We start from the raw sequence: 17,005 nt of genomic DNA, 5'->3' as shown, positions 1-17,005 counted from the left end.
AGGTGGAGGAAAGGCGATGAAAGATATCGTGTCTGATTTTACTCAGTTATGTAACAGAAATAAGGATGGCAGCTTTGATACACAAGCGAAGCGTGTCCGAGAATTGAAAGCGATGGGCAAGCTTTTGGTGGGAGAGCTAGGCTTTCGGAAAATGCGTGCGCGTTCAATAAAGCCGAAGCATATTGTTGCCTTGGTTGAGCATTGGAAGGCTCAAGGTATTGCGGTGAGTACGATAAAAACCCGTATGAGCTATGTTCGTTGGTGGGCTCGGAAGAAGGACCGCCAAGGTGTGGTCTACAAAACGAATGCACAATATGGCATTTCGAATCGACAGTATGTGACGAACGAGAGCAAGGCATGGCGACTGGATGAGTCCAAGCTCGAAGGTGTCAAAAGCGAGCATGTACGTATTAGTATCAAGCTGGCAGCAGTTTTTGGGTTGCGAACCGAGGAAGTGTTAAAAATACAACCTGGTATCGCTGACCAAGGTTGTGAACTCTGGTTAAAGGCGTCCTGGTGCAAAGGCGGTAAACAGCGATTTGTCCCAATTCGAACCGAACAACAACGTGACATTTTGAACGAAGCGAAAGCGATTGCGGGTAAAGGTTCGTTAATCCCCCCAAGTAAAAGTTATTCCCAACATCAGAGACACTATTATTATGCATTGCGCACTGTTGGTTTAATCAAGCCGCATGGTTTGCGGCATCAGTATGCCCAAGACCGATACTTTGAACTGGCAGGTTGGCACTGTCCGGTTATGGGTGGTGCTCGTCGGAAGGAACTGACCCGAGAACAAAAGCAAATTGACAAGAGAGCAAGAAAGGAATTAGCTCTCGAATTGGGTCATGAGCGCATTAACGTGGTGGCAAATTATATCGGGGTGTAATGCGCCTAATCACTTCTTACTTCAATCAAACATTTCTCAAAAAGCTGGCAGTCACTGCCTGCTTTTTGTTGTCTTATTTTTCCTAGATAAGTTTTCGAAACATTGCGCAACCTTTCTGAAAGGTTGCTACGCATGAAAAGCATTACATGATTCAATTTTATTCGGTGCATGATGTGGTGGATGGAAACCTATAAAAAGCCTTTAAAAATCAATCATAAAAAGGTTTCGGAAAGGTTTTCCGTCTTTTGAAAAAGGTTTTGGAATAGCTCTTCCCAAGTTTTTTGTTAATTGTGGAGGTCAGTTGATTAGCATGCCGGAAATAAGTATGGGGTATGTGGGTGAGTCTAGTAATGGAAACGGTAAGACAGTTGTCATTTGCGTCGAAATTGACTGCAATCATTAAGCTCTAAAGTAGTAGTTATCGTCTAACTATCACTGTGTGAAATATTGGTGTTTGCTATTAATATTTCCGAACAATATTAATAGCTTAGGTATTTTAATCTCAATACGATTTATTGTTGAAAAAGTAGGGTAAAATTGACTTCAATCACTTGAAACCGTGGTTATATTCAGTGATAGTGTGGTCCACATTTGCTTGTGATTAGAGGGTGATTGCGGGTTCGAGTGTGTTGTGATAGGACTGCTTTCGACCCAAAGCGGACATAGCAATGAGAAGCATCAAGTAGAGTTAATATAATTGTATGAATTTACAAATACAGAAATAAATAACAAAAAAGCCTCTGAGTTTGAAACTAAGTCCCTGCTCTATCTAATAGGGATGCGTGCAGACAGTAAAGAAATTGAAATCCTTACTGTTGATTGCTTCAATGATATTACAGGAGCCAACGAAAGTTTTTCTAAGCTATGGGATGTCCAAAGTAAAAATCACAAATATCTTCCCCCATCCAGAATCGGCGAGAGCCTTTTAACATTATATAAAAATTTTATTTCCAGCTTTGATTTCGCAGAATATATTCTATTTATTCCGAAGTTAAAGCGTGACTATCTCATAGACCCCAGCCTAAATGTATATGGTTATAGCAATATACATGAAAAGCAAAGGAAAGGGATAGAGAGGTACTTAATTAAAGAGCTATCTGATAAGAAAGAGAAAAGTGTAAGGCCAGCATTGCTGGACGATTTTTTTGATGAAGTAGTTTTTGTCGAAGACAATAAAAAAATAAGCACATACATAAAAAAGATAGCTCGCTTCAAAAACAAAAGGTTGGTTACTGAAGAGCTCTACGAAAGTATTTTTAACGATATTCGAGACGCACAATCTGTCCTTAAAAATTCATATATTGAAAACGAGGAGATAGAGCATCCTTCAGAAGTTCTAAAGTTCAATCGGCATATCACTAAAAAACAAATTAATACCCTTTTGATTAGCAGGTTGGTTGGAGTCGAGGTTTTTTCTTTTTCTGGTGTTCCAACTCCATTTTTACCTGTGGTCAAAAACCTTGATATCGAGGACGTTAAAGACCTACTTCAAGACTGTAATGAAAATTTAAGTAGAGCATTTTTTGACAAAAATGGATGCGCAAATTTCTGGAAGATATCAGAGTTTATTATTCAGCATGTAAAGGGTAACGGTGATGATGACGTAAACACTGTATATGATGCCCTTTTGTCTTCGGTTAAAGTCACAACCAACTATCTAACTAAAGATACCATTCTCTATATGATATCTTTGATACTTACAGGAGTAGAAAATGAGAGTTAAAGTCATTGCATTTGGTAATGACACGGAATCATTTATAGAGAACAGGATTAATGATGGTGTCAATGTAATCTATAGCGACGATAACAATCGAGGAAAAACCCTTGTAATGCAAGGGCTTATGTACTCTCTAGGGAACGAGCAAATATTTCCACATGGATTCAAGTACAAAGACCAGTACTTCTATTCAAAAATAGAGTTAAATGGAGAGCTAATTGAGTTTTTAAGAAAAAATAGCTCCTTTGTAATTAAGTCTCAGGGCATCATACAGCTGTTTAATTCTGTCCGAGATTTTCGCTACTTCGTTGATAGTAATCTATTCAAACTCCCTAGAATTATAAAAGACAATAAACTAAAGATGGTTGACCTTAGTCTGTTCTACGAAATGTTTTTTATTGGTCAGGATAATAGGTCTCCGTCAAACCTAATCTCAAAGGGGCAGTTTAATAAATCAGACTTTAAATCAATGATTTTCGCAATTGAAGATGTCTTAGGAAGTTTGAACGCTGGTGATGAAATTGATGATCTTAAAAGTCGTATAAAGTCTCTAAAAGTTAAACTTAAATCAATTAAGAAAAAGATTAGCGTTATTAAGTCAAACCCAGATATAGCAGAAATTGCATCGAAAAGTTTTGATGCAGAAGTAACCCAAAAAAAGATGAGGTCTTACAGAGAATGTTATCAACGGATTTCAGAGATTAAACGTTCTAGGCAAAACGAAATAAATAGATTGTCAAAGCTTCGTGTATTGATCTCAGAATTAAACTCTCTCAACAGAGGGCTAAGTGAGGGAAATGTAAAGTGTGGAGAGTGTGGTAGTGAAAAAATAGTTTATACGAATAACGATCTTACCTTTGAGGTGAGTAATACAAAAGTGAGATCCAGTATTATTGACTCAATCGAGAGCAATATCCTGCAAAAGAGCGAAATAATTGATGATCTGACAGAAGAAATTAATAAAGAACAGGATAACCTTACAAAAGAGATGGAGACAGCACCTCCAAACTTCCAAGAAATGGTCTTATATCAAGATAGCATTCTTTCTGAGAGAGAAATAGACAATGAGGCCTTGAGCGTAAACAATGAGATCGCAGCTTTAGAGCGGGAGTTAAAGCTTAGGGAGTCATTAAAAGATGATCACAAAGAAGCTCAGAAAGAGCTTATGGGACGTATTTTAAACGAGATGTTGAAAGTCTATAAGATAGTAGACTCCAATGGTAATCTTCTGTTCGATGATTTGTTTACAAAAAAAGATGCAACGTTTTCAGGCAGTGATGAACAGGAATATTATTTTAGTAGGGTTATCGCTTTAAATAATATTTTAGAGCATGAATTTCCAATTATCATAGACTCATTTAGAGATGGGGAGTTATCGACTCCTAAAGAAATGAAGATGCTTAAAATATATAAGAAAACAAATAAACAAGTTATATTGACATCGACTTTGAAGAAAGAGGAATACGAGGCTCAAAAATACACTTCAGAGGAAGGTGTAAACGCACTTGACTACAGTAATCATGTGGATTGCAAAATAATGCAAAACAAATACAGCAAAGAGTTCATGAGCATCATTAATTCTTTTGAAGGAATTGTTATTTAGAGCGTAGTTTTCATTTAAGAGAAAAGACATTATTCTAATGTCCGCTTATGGCCGAAAGCGGGCCTACCAATATACTACTGCGTGTAATATAGCGTATTTAATATGAAGCCTTGCAGGATTATCTCTATCAAAAATAAAAGCGAAAATAATCCTTTCCTGAGTTCGTTATTTATTGATCGACTACCTCTAATTCGATAGTGTGCTTACAAGCAGCCGAATGGTTTAAGTGCTGCTTATTTCTATAAGTCGAAGTGTGGCTTTAAGCGCTTATTGAGCAATTCGATAAGCATTTCTTAAAAGCAATATCTGGACATTTTTTCGCTGAATTCTTTCTTACATTGTCAGCTTTTGTTTGTCGGGTATTTCATTTTAAAAATGGAACTTCAGGAGTTTTTTCTACATGAAGCGTTTTATCAAACGCCCTCTGCTCATGGGGATAGTGAGCGGTGCGGCATTGCTTTGCCAATGGAATGCGTTGGCGTCTTCTCCCACTAATGGACAAACGGGTAAACCAGAAACCCGCTCTCAGTATTCTCAAGATGTTTTAAAACAAGTTCGCCCCTCACTAAAAGCGGTAGGTGAACTACGAAACCCCACTGTCAATGATGTCATGGCCTCCGGCCAGTTAGGTGGGATTCTTCACCCTAATATCGATACTTCTCAGAATGCAGAGTCTCTAGCCTTGTCTCGTGGCGGTGGCTATGCATTGCAAAACAGCGCCTTTGCTAAAGCCATGGATGAATGGAATCAGCATAACTATAAAGAAGCCTTCTCCATGATGGAGGACTATCTTAAACGTTACCCTAATGGCCTTTGGGCTGGGGAAGCTGATTTACACATGGGTTGTGAAGCGCGTTTCAATGGCCGATATCGTGAAGCGAATGAACGCTTTTCTCGCATTGTTAAGAAGTATGAAAACCATCGCTTTGAAGGGGCACGTAAAGTCGCCGAAAAAGCCAAGAGTCGATTAGCCGTTCTGCGTGTGATGGAAAATAATTTACCTGCCGCCGAAAAGCTTTTTGCAGAACTACACAAAGAGGGAACAGACTGGCGACAACGTACTTATGCCAGTCAGTGGGTTCAGCGGATTGCTCGATTAAAACAACAAGGTAAAAGTTTAGCCGACTGTGGAACGCAAGCCTTAAGCCATGTCTTGGCTCAAAAAGGGCTAGATAAAGAAGCCCAAACCGTCAGTGAGTTAAAACCCAGTGTGAACCAAGGATTCACGATTCAGTCGCTTAAAGAGATTGCTGGAAGATATGAACAACCTCTAACGGCGTTACACGTTCAATCAACTGACCTGGAACGAATACCGCTACCAGCGATTGCACATATTGATAGACAAGACACAGGTGGCCTTGGTCATTATTGGATTGTTGAATCAGCCGACGATAAAGAAGTGGTCGTTTTCGATAAACAAAAGCAACGTCGCTTTAAACAAAGTTTGGCGGAATTCGAGCGCGAATGGTCCGGTCGAATGTTGGTGTTTGCCGAAGCGAAAGGATTGCCAGGTACTGAGTTGTCACTTGAAGAAGCATTAAGCGCTTACGGTGGCTGCTGTGGTATTCAACGACCCGAGGATGAATTAGGTTCTTCCTGTAAGGTAGGGGCAAGAGGGTGTCCTAGATGGAGCATTAACCCTATTAATATGAACCTGTTCGTAACGGACACGCCACTTTGGTACGAAACACCTTATGGCCCTGATGTGGACATTACGGTGAGCTACAACGCGCAATCAGCCCTCGCGCAACATGAACCCGTTGGCAATAAGTGGATGCTGAACTTAAGCTCCTATGTGGTAGAAGACCCTGGCAATACAGTAACGGTCTTTATGCCGGATGGTGAACGTAAAGTGTTTACCAAAAATCACAGCACAGGACACTATGATGCCGCGTTAGGAGGCTTTGAAACGCTCACCAAGATTTCTGAGCAACATTATCAATTACGCTTTAAAGATGGCACAACGTATCACTATACCATTCCCGCTGGCACGCAATCACAGCAGCCTTTGCTGACCAAAATATCCGATGTCCATGGTTTTGCTTTAACGCTGGGTTACAACTCGGACATTCAACTCATATCATTAACTGATGCTCAACAGCGCGTAACAACCTTTGAATACTATCCGTCTGGAAAAGTTAAAAAGGTGACTGACCCATTCCAACGCAGTGCTTTGTTTGGGTATTCAAACGATGGAGACTTAACGGCTATTACCGATATGGGCGGCTACACCTCAACCTTGCAATATGATGCCAACAAGTACGTGACTTTAATTGACTTCCCTGATTTAGGCGCTTATCAATTTGTTCATGAGCCCGCCGATGGTGACCGTTCAGGGGGCACTGTATTTTATCCTGCGCCTGGTCAGCCTATGTGGGAAGCTTACAGAGTGACGGTGATTGATCCTGAGCAACGAAAGACGGAATACCATTTCAATGGCTCTAGTAATTGGTGGATGGTTAGACCCGAGCACTACATTGAATATGTTGATCAGCAAGTAAACAACGGCAATAACCCGAATAAAGTTAGCTTTAGCGTTCGCCCCTTAACCGACAGTGACTCAGAAATTGACCGACGCCAATACCCTGATGGCCGTCAAGGAGGGCGACACTTTGATGATAAAGGCCGTGTCATTGCGGTTTGGCGTTCTGATAAGGTCGATAGAGGATTTGAGTACAATGCCAATAATCAGGTGGCAGTTATTAAGCCTGATAACCAAACAGAAAAAAGCATTACGATTACTTATGTTAATGAGACGTTGAACCTTCCGGCTACGGTGACGTATCCGGTGAATGGAAACGGTTATCAGCGTGTGGTGGAATATGCTTATGATGCAAACTTCTTTATTGAACGCATTACTGAGAAAAGTATTAAAGGGGATGCCGTTGACACTCGCGTTACTGACTTTACGGTAAACGCTGACGGTCAAATCATTTCGGTAGATGGGCCACGTTCCGATGTGCAGGATATTTCTTACTTTACTTATTACGATTGCACGCAAGGGGTTGCCTTCTGTGGTCAGGTTGAAACCATTACGAATGCCTTAGGGCATGTCACTCGCTATTCCAATTACACTCTGGAAGGCAAGCCACAGACCATTGAGGAACCTAATAATTTAACCACTCAACTTACTTATGATGATTTAGGGCGCATTGAAACCTACACGCAGACGGATGCTTCGGGAGGCAGCGAAACACTGACCTTAACGTATCATGGTGTAAAGCGAATAAAGAGCATCGTGCATTCGAGCGGTTTATCGATGCACTACACCTATAAGGCCAATGGTGAGATAGACAGCATCACCAACAACACAGGCGAAAAAGTAGCATTAGGTTTTGATAAGAACGGTAACGTTACGGATGTAGATTTGTACGATGCGTTACATACTAAGGTCGGTAACCTTCGTTATCGTTACGATGTAGGCGATAAACTTCAATCGATACTTCGAAGTGATTCGCCTGAAGAAAAGATAGAGTATGATGCCGCAGGGCAATTTGGTGGCGTCACCGATGCATTGGGAAATCGTGTTAATGTGTCCATTAATGGCTTGAATCAAATCACCAAGTTCGATGTGGATTACAAAGAAGAGATTACATTCGATTATGACCGTACCAATAACTTGGTCGGTGTGACTGACGGTGAAGGCTATTATACAGATTACACCTACAATGGTTTTGGTGAAGTCATTAAGCGTCAAAGTGATAACACTGGAATAACGCTTTACCAATACGATGAGGCAGGCAATCTCACTCAGATTACCGATGCTCGAAACACTCAAGCCACATTTACCTATGATGCATTAAACCGAGTCACTCAGGTTGACTATCCTGGAACCGCAGAAGATGTTGTCTATACCTGGGATAACACAGATAACGGGAATTTTGGGGTAGGGCGCTTAACGTCTGTTCAAGATGAGTCTGGTGTTCAACATTATATCTATGACTCCGTCGGGCGTGTGATTCAACAGAGCCACACATTGTATGGCGTGACCTTAACCACGCAGTATGCCTATAACGCTAGGGGGCAGCTTGAAGTCTTAACCTATCCGAGTGGCACAGCGATTCAGTTTTATTACGATGCATTGGGTCGCGTTGAATCGGTTAAAAAAGGGAATCAAACACTCGCTAGCGACATTCGTTATTTACCCTTTGGTCCCATGCTGTCTATGACCTACGGTAATCAGCACACATTCAATCGAAATTACAACAGTGACTATCGAATGGAAGGGCTGACGCATTCCGATATTAGTGCTCAAAGCTTCTCCTATACTGCTCGAAACAACATGGCATCGATCAATGATTCCATAAATGCTGCGTACAATCGACATTTTCACTACGATGTCATGCACCGTTTGACAGGTATTGAATACCCTGATCATTACCAATCATTACGTTACAACCAAGTGGGTAACCGTTTGGGATTGGCTGAATGTATAAAAAACAGTACTGATATGCAGAGCTATCAACAGTGTGCGACCTTTTACGATACGCAATATGAAAATTGCATTAGCTCCGGCGAATGTGTTGCTATTCCTCCCTGCGACCCAGCACAAGACCCCAGCTGTATGCCAGATGGCTGCGATCCCATTCAAGACCCAAGTTGTATTCCTGATTGCGACCCACAAATTGACCCGGATTGCGGAGCTGATGGTGGCACAGGCAATGGTGATGGTGGGGGCGATACACCCACACCTGATGAAATTTGTCCTAACCTGGATACCTTATGCACTATGGTGCCTGCTGATGTTTGTCAGTCTTATCAAGATTTTTGTGCGGCAAATGGTTATAGCGCAAGCTCTAATCCTGTGGATGCGCTCATTCAGAAAGCGAATGCTCAAACCGCAATTACCTCTGCTCAATCTACTGCGGTTAATCATCGCTACACCCACTATGACTATGCGCTAATGGGGCAAGCCTTGAGTGCAGCGAGTCAAAAATTGATGACCTATGACGCGGCGGGTAATTTGTTAACTCGTGAAAATGAAGTCTATGAGTATAACCATCATGGTCGAGTACAGCGTATAACGACAGATACCGATGTTTTGGAGTTTGTGTATAACGCTCAAGGATTACGTATCGTTAAAATCGCTAATGGCGTGGCGACACTGTATACCTATGACTTAAACGGTAAACTGCTGGCAGAGTACAATGCTCAGGGACAAGTCATCAAAGAATATGTATATTTGAACGATGAGCCATTGGCATTAATCGAGAATGGTCAGCGCTATTTCTATCACAATGACCATCTTGGTACTCCCATTGCACTCACGAACAGTCAAAAGGCGATAGTCTGGCAAGCCCAATATGATGTTTTTGGGCAGGCGAATATCTCAAATCATGGGATTGAAAATAATCTACGATTCGCGGGACAATACTTCGACAGCGAAAGTGGATTGCATTACAACTGGCATCGTTACTATGATCCCAAACTAGGTCGCTATATTACAAGTGATCCCATCGGTCTGGCTGGCGGTATTAACACCTATGTGTATGCTCTGAATAATCCAGTTAAGCATGTCGACCCAACAGGACAAGCGGTTCCATTAATTTTATGGGGGCTTGGAAGTGCGGCTTTAAACTTCGGTATCCAAATGGCAAAAAATGACTTCAGAGTTGAATGTGTAAACTGGTGGGAAGTTGGTGTTTATGGTGTTGTTGGTGCTGGGGGCGGTATTATGAGTCAGAGCGCTAGATTTCACGGTGGCCTCTGGAATGCTATCAAAAGGTTCTTTTGGGATAACAGAAGGTTTAGAGCTGTTAGTAGTCGCTACTGGAGAGCTAGAGGTGGAGCAAATGGTAACTCCCTAGATCATTGGGCTATTGGCCATGCGAGGGCAAATTATAATACGAATGGTAACTTACCAGCGGGATTAGTTAATGCGGGTTGGAATCTTGTTCGAATGCCTTTTCGTATGAATTCTTATTTAGGCGGTTTTGGTGTAAGAAATACATTTATGGCGCAGCTAAGACTTCGAATAGCTAGGGTCGCGGCTACGGCCTTCGTCCCTATTAGTGCGGCTAGTGCTGGCGTTGGAGGGTATTATTTAGGTTCTAATGCTTTCAACTATAAAGCAAATTGTGAATGTAATTAAGGAGGGATAATGTTTGGACTTTTCAAGAAAATTGAGCCAGTTGAAATTGATGGTGTTGGAACGTTAGCATTTAAGGATTCTAGCTGGGATGCCAATTTTCAATTAGATGACAGAGAAATTGAAATTTCATTTGATGGTGACGAATCTGGACCTGATGAGTTTGCTATTAGCTATTACTTAAAGATGAAGCCAAAGTTGAGTGATAGTTGGAAGTTGGCGAAGGAATTTACTCTAGTTAAGCTGAATGAGATGAGTGCTCCTTGGGGAGTTAATGATAGTCAGTTTAGCTTGAAAGGCATTGTTTTCCATAGGGAGAACTCATTTGATAAAGGACATTTGTCATTTTGGTTTGATATTATTGAAGACTCAAATGGTTCTTATTATGTGTCTTTTGTTGATGAAAAGCCTAACTATTTGCATCGTGATAGTTGATTAAAGTTGGTGGTAATTAAGGGGGATTTTTCTCCCTTAATCCTTTCGTAACAGTAGAACGGGAAATTTGATCACGGAAATGTCGTAAGAAAGACAACTAAAACTAATGTTTCGCATTTTACTTTTGGTTGAGCTGATTTACTATATTCGAGATATGCTCTGTTGTGAATTATGTCGGAAACTCCATGACTATTATTGTCCAGAAACTTAAATTTAATATCAGCACAGCTAAGTCAATAATTAAGGTTATGGAATGTTCTTTGGCAAGAATTAATGCCACTAACAATATAAGAAGTGAACATGAGCTTTATAAAGTTTAGCAACATTACACCAAATGCAGCTGAAGTAGACCATGATTCAGTTATTTCATGCTGGTTGGAAGTTGAAGAGTATTTTCGATCAAATGATGTCCGGTTTAATAGGGAAACATCGGTTAGTTTACTGATAGATTCGATACAGGTTAGAGAAAAGCTAGATTGGCTTAAGCCTGAGAACTGCGAAGACTTCTTTAAAAGGTATTTTTCAAATAAAGAAGATCTAGACTTAGAAAAAGAACACCCGTTTAGTGCCTCTCTAAAAGTAAATATACTAAAAGAGCCAAATGATAGTTCATGGAATAAGTCAACCTTTTTGAGGTGTTTTATTGAGCAACTTTTTTTAGTTATGAATATATGTACTAGAGGTGGTTGCAACTATGGAAGATTCTCTATCGATATAGATAGCAAAGAGCATTCATTACACTGTGACACTATCGAATCTGGTTGGCATAGGGCAAGTATTGATAATTGGCCTAGTCTAAGAAGCATACCATTTGCAAATGCATGGGGATGGATGGAGAGAAACGGAGGGTTATCATACTTATTGGCTGAGACACCTATTAATAAAGCATTTGCTGTGCTTTTGCATATGTCATATAAATCCGAATTAGAGGCAACGGATGTAGTGCAGTTGTCTCAGGTTTTGGAGAGCTTTTATTTAAGTAAAAGGGAGCCGAAAGTTGGAGGCTTATCTAGGAAAATTCCTGCTGCGCTCGGTAGTTTTCCTGAAAATGAAGAAAGTTGGATAAAGGACTTCTATAAACTCCGTAGTGATATCGTACATGGTGACTTTCCAATATTCAGGCCTAGGTATGATGAAGAAGATTCGGGATTTAAATTTGTAGAGGATCGTTACTGGGAGGTTTCAAGAGAAATAGATAGGGGGGTGTCTATTGTTATTACAACATTGCAAGATTTAATAAATAAAAAGTCTGATTATTATCTTTTTAAAGAAGAGATTACAGTTGAAACTGATAGGTATAGTTAACTAAGCGTTATTGTTAGAAAGTAGATAATAAATCAGACCTATATTGTGAATAAAGTTAACCTCAGATAATTCGGAGGTTAACTTTATGAATTAGAGGGGAGTGGTATGGAGCTACAGAACCATGATAGATATATTCTTTCCATCGGCGATAGAGACCTGGAACTCGATAATTTAAAGGATGTTGAAGAAAAGCTAACTGAAGCACTCAAAAACAATAGCGGTAAGGTTACGTTAGTTGCTGATGCTGGGAGTCGTCCTTGGTGGCAAAGGTTTTTTCTCGGTGCAAAGGTATATGTCCGTATGTATTTTACCTGTGAGTGGTTCGATAATGCTTCTGGTGTTATTTTTTATGATGATGCCGCAAGTGAATATCGAGTTGTGTCTGAATTAAGTTCGATTGATGTGAGTCGAGACGTGCGCGAGAAGATCTCTTTTGATGAACTCCAGCCGCTTGACTTGAAATATTGCTTATCAAAGGAACAATGTATCGAAGCCATATCTAGGTTTTTCGAAGAAGGAGAAAAGCCTAAAGCACTTACTTATGATTTCGTTCGCTAGAGTGTTGACAATATATTGCGTTAACTTTCAAGACAGCTAAAGAAGCGAGGGTTGTTTAGAAATTCCGTAAGCGGTAGGTCTTATAAGAGCATTTTATTATTTGGAGTTAATAGGTATGAATTATATCATTGCCTTTAAAAGCAACAAGTTTGATGTTTCAAAAGAAAATAAAAACCCAATTAACCCTATTTATGGCGAATCGCTACTATCCTGGTTAAAAGTTCAAGTTAAAGACCGTTTTGATATGCCTGACCCTGAGCCTGAAGATTGGGGCTGGTACACATTTGTTGAATGTAATGGCCGAAGTTACTTGGTTGGTTCCTCGGCTACAAAAAACACTAGCGGGTATGAATGGGAGTTACAAATAGACAAGCAAAGAACTTTAAAAGAAAAGTTATTTGGACAACAGAAAATGACAAAAAGTGATGTGTGCTTAAACTATTTGTTAGAAGTAGTAAAAAGTGAAGGTGAATTTACAGATGTAATGTTGTTTTGATATTGAGGCAATTCGGACTGTATTTGATCACTGGATTGATGTAGGTATATCTTATGAAGAAGCTACATTGGACTCTTAAAAAGCTATTAGAAGAATATCCTGATGACGACTACATAGTGCATAAGTATCGTCGAAGTGTTCTACGACAACAAGCTGATAGACTTCTATCTCTAGGGTTTAGGGGGATGCTAGCTAAATCCTTCAAACTCAAACACATTAACGCTTTAGCTACATCTTGGCGAGAAGAGGGATATTCCGAAGCAGAAATATATAATGAGCTTCCTTCATTGAGGTGGTGGGTTATCCATATTCGGAAGAAAAATCTCCTAGCAGAGCTTTCTAAATTGGTCGAAGTCGATAAAATGCGATACCCAGAAAATACAAAATACCCTCAGATTGGAACATGTCTTCATTGTCGAATGGACTGCCGTTTAACTGATGGCTCAGAAGTGTATCCTCATAGACCTGATTTATCCGATTTGTTGTTGTGGGTATGTGATCCTTGTTTCGCTAAAGTCGGGACTCACAAGCCAACAACTAATCCGCTTGGATTTGCTGCCAATCAAGAAACAGCCACTGCTAGAAAGCAGCTGCATAGTGTTTTTGACCCTTTATGGGAAAATGAAGAAAAGAAGTTAATGATGAGAGACTTGGTATATCTTTATCTGGGAACGCACATGGGGCTTTATCCACATGAGAGTCATATTGCCAAGTTTAGCAAGAAACAGTGCGAAGAGGCCGCATTACTATTGAAAAACGAAACGCCTGGCTCTCTAATGAATTGGAAAAAGCAAGGCGCGAAAAAACAAGCAACTTCATAAGCCTGTCTGGTGGCTACACCTTGGATAAGATATAATTAAGCTGAGCCTAAAGAATAAAAAGTTCTACACGAAAATTACCCGATATCTGTTAGAGGCCGCAATATATAAGGCGGTTGGCGTCCGGCCCCGGGCACCATTTCTAGCAAAAGAACCTCTTTTAAATCAAAATCTTAGAAAATCCGATGTGCAAATAATGCGAACGAGTTAATCGTTTGTAGCTTTCGTTGATTATTTCTATCCACTTTCTAAATATCGTATATCTAGGAAGTTACGGTGTTTCTAAATTATCACTTCAATCTTCGCTCCGAATACTCATACAAAGTCTGGCTGACAACACGTGGGGTTTAAAGATAGGGCCTCAGGGAAAATAGCGTATTCACAATTTTTTCACTTTACTCATTCTTTAAGTATGTAAATTTCAAAAAACTCAACATTCAGGCTCGGCAGCTTCCTGCGAACCCATTATGACTTTGCTCAAACTCAAGCAAAGAAAGTGGTTTTGCAAAAAAGTATCCTTGAAAGCTAAAGCAACTCAAATTTTCCAACGTACTCTTTTCTTCAAGGGTTTCAACTCCTTCTGCAATCACATTTAGATCTAAACCTGAGGCTAAATTAACAATGGCTTCCACCAGCTTTTTATTGGTGCTGTTATTGTGCAAGTCTGTTACGAATGAGCGGTCTATTTTTAGTTTGTTTAATGGTAATGTGGCCAAGTATGACAAAGATGAGTATCCCGTACCAAAGTCATCTATCGCTATGGTGACGCCAATTCTTTTGAGTTCTTCCATCGCTTCTACGGCACTCTTTTTATGATCTAGCAGTAAGCTTTCGGTGATTTCTAATTCCAGGTTTCCTGGATTGAGGCTTCGAATTAAAAGTTGTCCTTTTATGTAAAGTGGCAGTTGCTTATTTTCAAATTGACTAGAGCTGACATTGATGGCGAGTTTAAAATTGGGGTTGTTGGCCAATAACGCTGTCCAGTTTTGCAAACTATCCAATGCTTCGCGAATCACCCAGTCACCTATTTCGTGGATCATGCCTGTTTCCTCAGCAATAGGGATAAACTCTACGGGCGAGACTTCGCCGAGCTCTGCACTTTTCCATCTTATCAATGCTTCTGTGCCAATCAGGTTTTGATTGCTATCAAACTGAGGTTGATACATTAAGTAGAATTCGTCTTGAGCGAGGGCATGTTGCAAGCAAGAATACAACTTATGTTGTCGATGAGCAGATATTCTCAGTTCTTCCGTGAAAAATTGATATTTGTTCTGCCCTCCGAGTTTGGCGCTGTACATGGCGAGGTCTGCTTCTGCAAAACTATCTTGTGAGGAGCGACTTGCTTCTAAAATGGTCGCAATACCTACACTCGCACCAATAGTAACTACATGGTTTTTTAGTTTTATTGGCTTGTTTAATGTATTAAGTACATCTTGGGCAATGCTTTCTAAAGAGTCTTCAATATTTGATGCCGTTTCAAAGGTTTTATAGATGCTAAATTCATCTCCACCTAACCTTGCTAATAATGCATTATGTTTATCTGCGACTTCTTGGAAGTTGCTAGCAATCAACTGTAATAGATTATCGCCGACGGAATGGCCCAAAGAATCATTAACTTGCTTAAATCGATCTAGGTCGATAAACAACAAGCCACCAAACTCACATTTACTCTCCAAGATTTGTGTTTGCAAGCAGCGTCTATTGGCTAAACCTGTTAATGGGTCGATCAATGCCTGACGCTCGATCAAATGTCGATATTCAACTTCTTCCGTAATATCTTGGTAGGTGCCTAATATCCCAATGACTTCTCCGCTTGGCGTTTTCATCGGAACTTTATTGGTGCGCAACCATTTGAGCTTTTTGCCTGGAATGGGGAGAGGTTCTTCTATATCAAGCTTTGGCTGGCCCGTGCGCATTACTTCTCTGTCATCATCTCGTTTGGGCTCTGCTTCTTCTGGAGTGTCATAAATGGCGTAGTCTGATTGTCCAATCAAATCATCAAGTTGTTTAAAACCGATATCATCGAGTAACTTTTGATTGGCACCCAGGTAGTTCAGATCGACATCTTTCCAGAAGACGCGCAAAGGAATTGCATCTAATACGATCCGAAGCAATTGCTCAGCAGGTATTTGATCATTTTTCCGTGACATTCTGTCAACTCAACGAGCTATTAAAGAGAATCTATCTTTAAGGGTAGAAAAATTATAGTCCCGATCTTTGTATTACGACAGCAACGGACTTGGACGCAGAATAGACATCATAAAATGGGATATGCCTTCGTATGCCGTGAATCATTTAATAGTGAGATTCGACCAAAGCCTTTAACCTAGATGTTTTCGTAGTTTTGGTAGGTAAGCGATAGAGTTAACAGAAGTCTATGTGGATTCAGCGATGTTTTTTATTAATGAGTTCATTGCATGAAAGTAGAACGAGTTAATCCTATCCGTGGGTTTTGAGAAGAAAGTAAAGGCTAAGTTAAGAAGGTGTTGACTCTGAGGGTATCACCAGTGTTTCGTTATTTGTTCGGGGATATATCGAGCCTTTTGGGATTCCAGTAGCAAGATATCATGAAATGTTCGGCTTATATCTGGTAGAATATTAGATATATATTGATGAATAAAAACAAAAGGTTAGTGCCTTCTCAGGAGGAAGCCGAAAGATTTCGGTTCACTAACTCCTTATACATGTAAAGCTATGAGTCCAATTGAAGAGATTAAAAGCAAACTCAAAAAATACCCTAACGTGAAGTTCGAGGAGAAGGAAAATTACATTTGTGTAATCCCTGATTCAGAAAATGGCTTTGATGTGTGGTTTCGAGAAGATGAGAGAGAATACACAATAGGGTTTAGTAGTTGGCATGAGCATTTTGATAAGAATGAACTCAAAGACGCATTAAACTGTTTCGTTTGGGGGCTATCTGATGCCTGTCGCCTGAAAGTCTACCTTCGGCGTGGCAAAGAGTACAAATGGCAGGTACAGTCACTTGAAGATGGAGTCTGGGTAACATTTTCAACTACTTCGCTTTTCAATTTTTCTTTTTGGAGAAGAAAGACGGTAAAGTATAAAACCAATGCTTTGATAGAGGCGTAATTTGTATAA

General features: G+C 40.2%; 11 protein-coding genes. 10 read left to right on the top strand and 1 reads right to left on the bottom strand.

Features of this window, described 5'->3' with window-relative positions; translation table 11 throughout:
* The first annotated feature begins 16 nt into the window (after positions 1–16).
* The 9 genes from NH399_RS00295 (at position 17) to NH399_RS00255 (ending at position 13,909) form a co-directional block, all read left to right on the top strand.
* Complete coding sequence (locus tag NH399_RS00295) at positions 17–886, top strand: phage integrase N-terminal domain-containing protein (RefSeq protein ID WP_253036417.1); 870 nt, start codon at positions 17–19, stop codon at positions 884–886.
* A gap of 697 nt (positions 887–1,583) precedes the next feature.
* Positions 1,584–2,609, top strand: a complete 1,026-nt coding sequence (locus tag NH399_RS00290) for a hypothetical protein (protein ID WP_253036416.1) — start codon at positions 1,584–1,586, stop codon at positions 2,607–2,609.
* Positions 2,599–4,206 carry a hypothetical protein gene (locus NH399_RS00285; RefSeq protein ID WP_253036415.1) on the top strand — a complete coding sequence of 536 codons (1,608 nt, stop codon included), beginning with the start codon at positions 2,599–2,601 and terminating at the stop codon, positions 4,204–4,206. The genes NH399_RS00290 and NH399_RS00285 overlap by 11 nt, the downstream gene beginning before the upstream one ends.
* Before the next feature lie 400 nt (positions 4,207–4,606).
* The gene (locus NH399_RS00280; protein WP_253036414.1) at positions 4,607–10,297 is read left to right on the top strand and encodes an RHS repeat-associated core domain-containing protein; all 5,691 of its coding nucleotides are present in this window, start codon (positions 4,607–4,609) and stop codon (positions 10,295–10,297) included.
* Positions 10,298–10,306: 9 nt separating this feature from the next.
* The gene (locus tag NH399_RS00275) at positions 10,307–10,729 is read left to right on the top strand and encodes a hypothetical protein (RefSeq protein WP_253036413.1); all 423 of its coding nucleotides are present in this window, start codon (positions 10,307–10,309) and stop codon (positions 10,727–10,729) included.
* Between the two features lie 300 nt (positions 10,730–11,029).
* Positions 11,030–12,034: a hypothetical protein gene (locus NH399_RS00270; RefSeq protein WP_253036412.1), complete on the top strand. Its 1,005-nt coding sequence runs from the start codon at positions 11,030–11,032 to the stop codon at positions 12,032–12,034.
* Positions 12,035–12,139: 105 nt separating this feature from the next.
* The gene (locus NH399_RS00265) at positions 12,140–12,592 is read left to right on the top strand and encodes a hypothetical protein (protein WP_253036411.1); all 453 of its coding nucleotides are present in this window, start codon (positions 12,140–12,142) and stop codon (positions 12,590–12,592) included.
* A 115-nt stretch (positions 12,593–12,707) separates the two neighbouring features.
* Complete coding sequence (locus NH399_RS00260) at positions 12,708–13,088, top strand: hypothetical protein (protein WP_253036410.1); 381 nt, start codon at positions 12,708–12,710, stop codon at positions 13,086–13,088.
* A gap of 53 nt (positions 13,089–13,141) precedes the next feature.
* On the top strand, positions 13,142–13,909 hold the full coding sequence (locus NH399_RS00255; protein ID WP_253036409.1) for a zinc-finger-containing protein: 768 nt from the start codon (positions 13,142–13,144) through the stop codon (positions 13,907–13,909).
* Positions 13,910–14,343: 434 nt separating this feature from the next.
* Here the strand turns inward: NH399_RS00255 and NH399_RS00250 are convergent, their stop codons facing one another.
* Entirely contained in the window at positions 14,344–16,056 is a 1,713-nt protein-coding gene (locus NH399_RS00250) for an EAL domain-containing protein (RefSeq protein ID WP_253036408.1), read from the bottom strand.
* A 544-nt stretch (positions 16,057–16,600) separates the two neighbouring features.
* On the opposite strand from NH399_RS00250, the gene NH399_RS00245 reads away from it, so the two are divergent.
* Complete coding sequence (locus tag NH399_RS00245) at positions 16,601–16,996, top strand: hypothetical protein (RefSeq protein ID WP_253036407.1); 396 nt, start codon at positions 16,601–16,603, stop codon at positions 16,994–16,996.
* Positions 16,997–17,005: the final 9 nt, after the last annotated feature.

The organism is Pleionea sp. CnH1-48, assembly GCF_024124665.1.
Taxonomy (GTDB): domain Bacteria; phylum Pseudomonadota; class Gammaproteobacteria; order Enterobacterales; family Kangiellaceae; genus JAMXSB01.
Note: the sequence above shows the minus strand (reverse complement) of the source record. Positions and strands in the feature narration are given on the sequence as shown.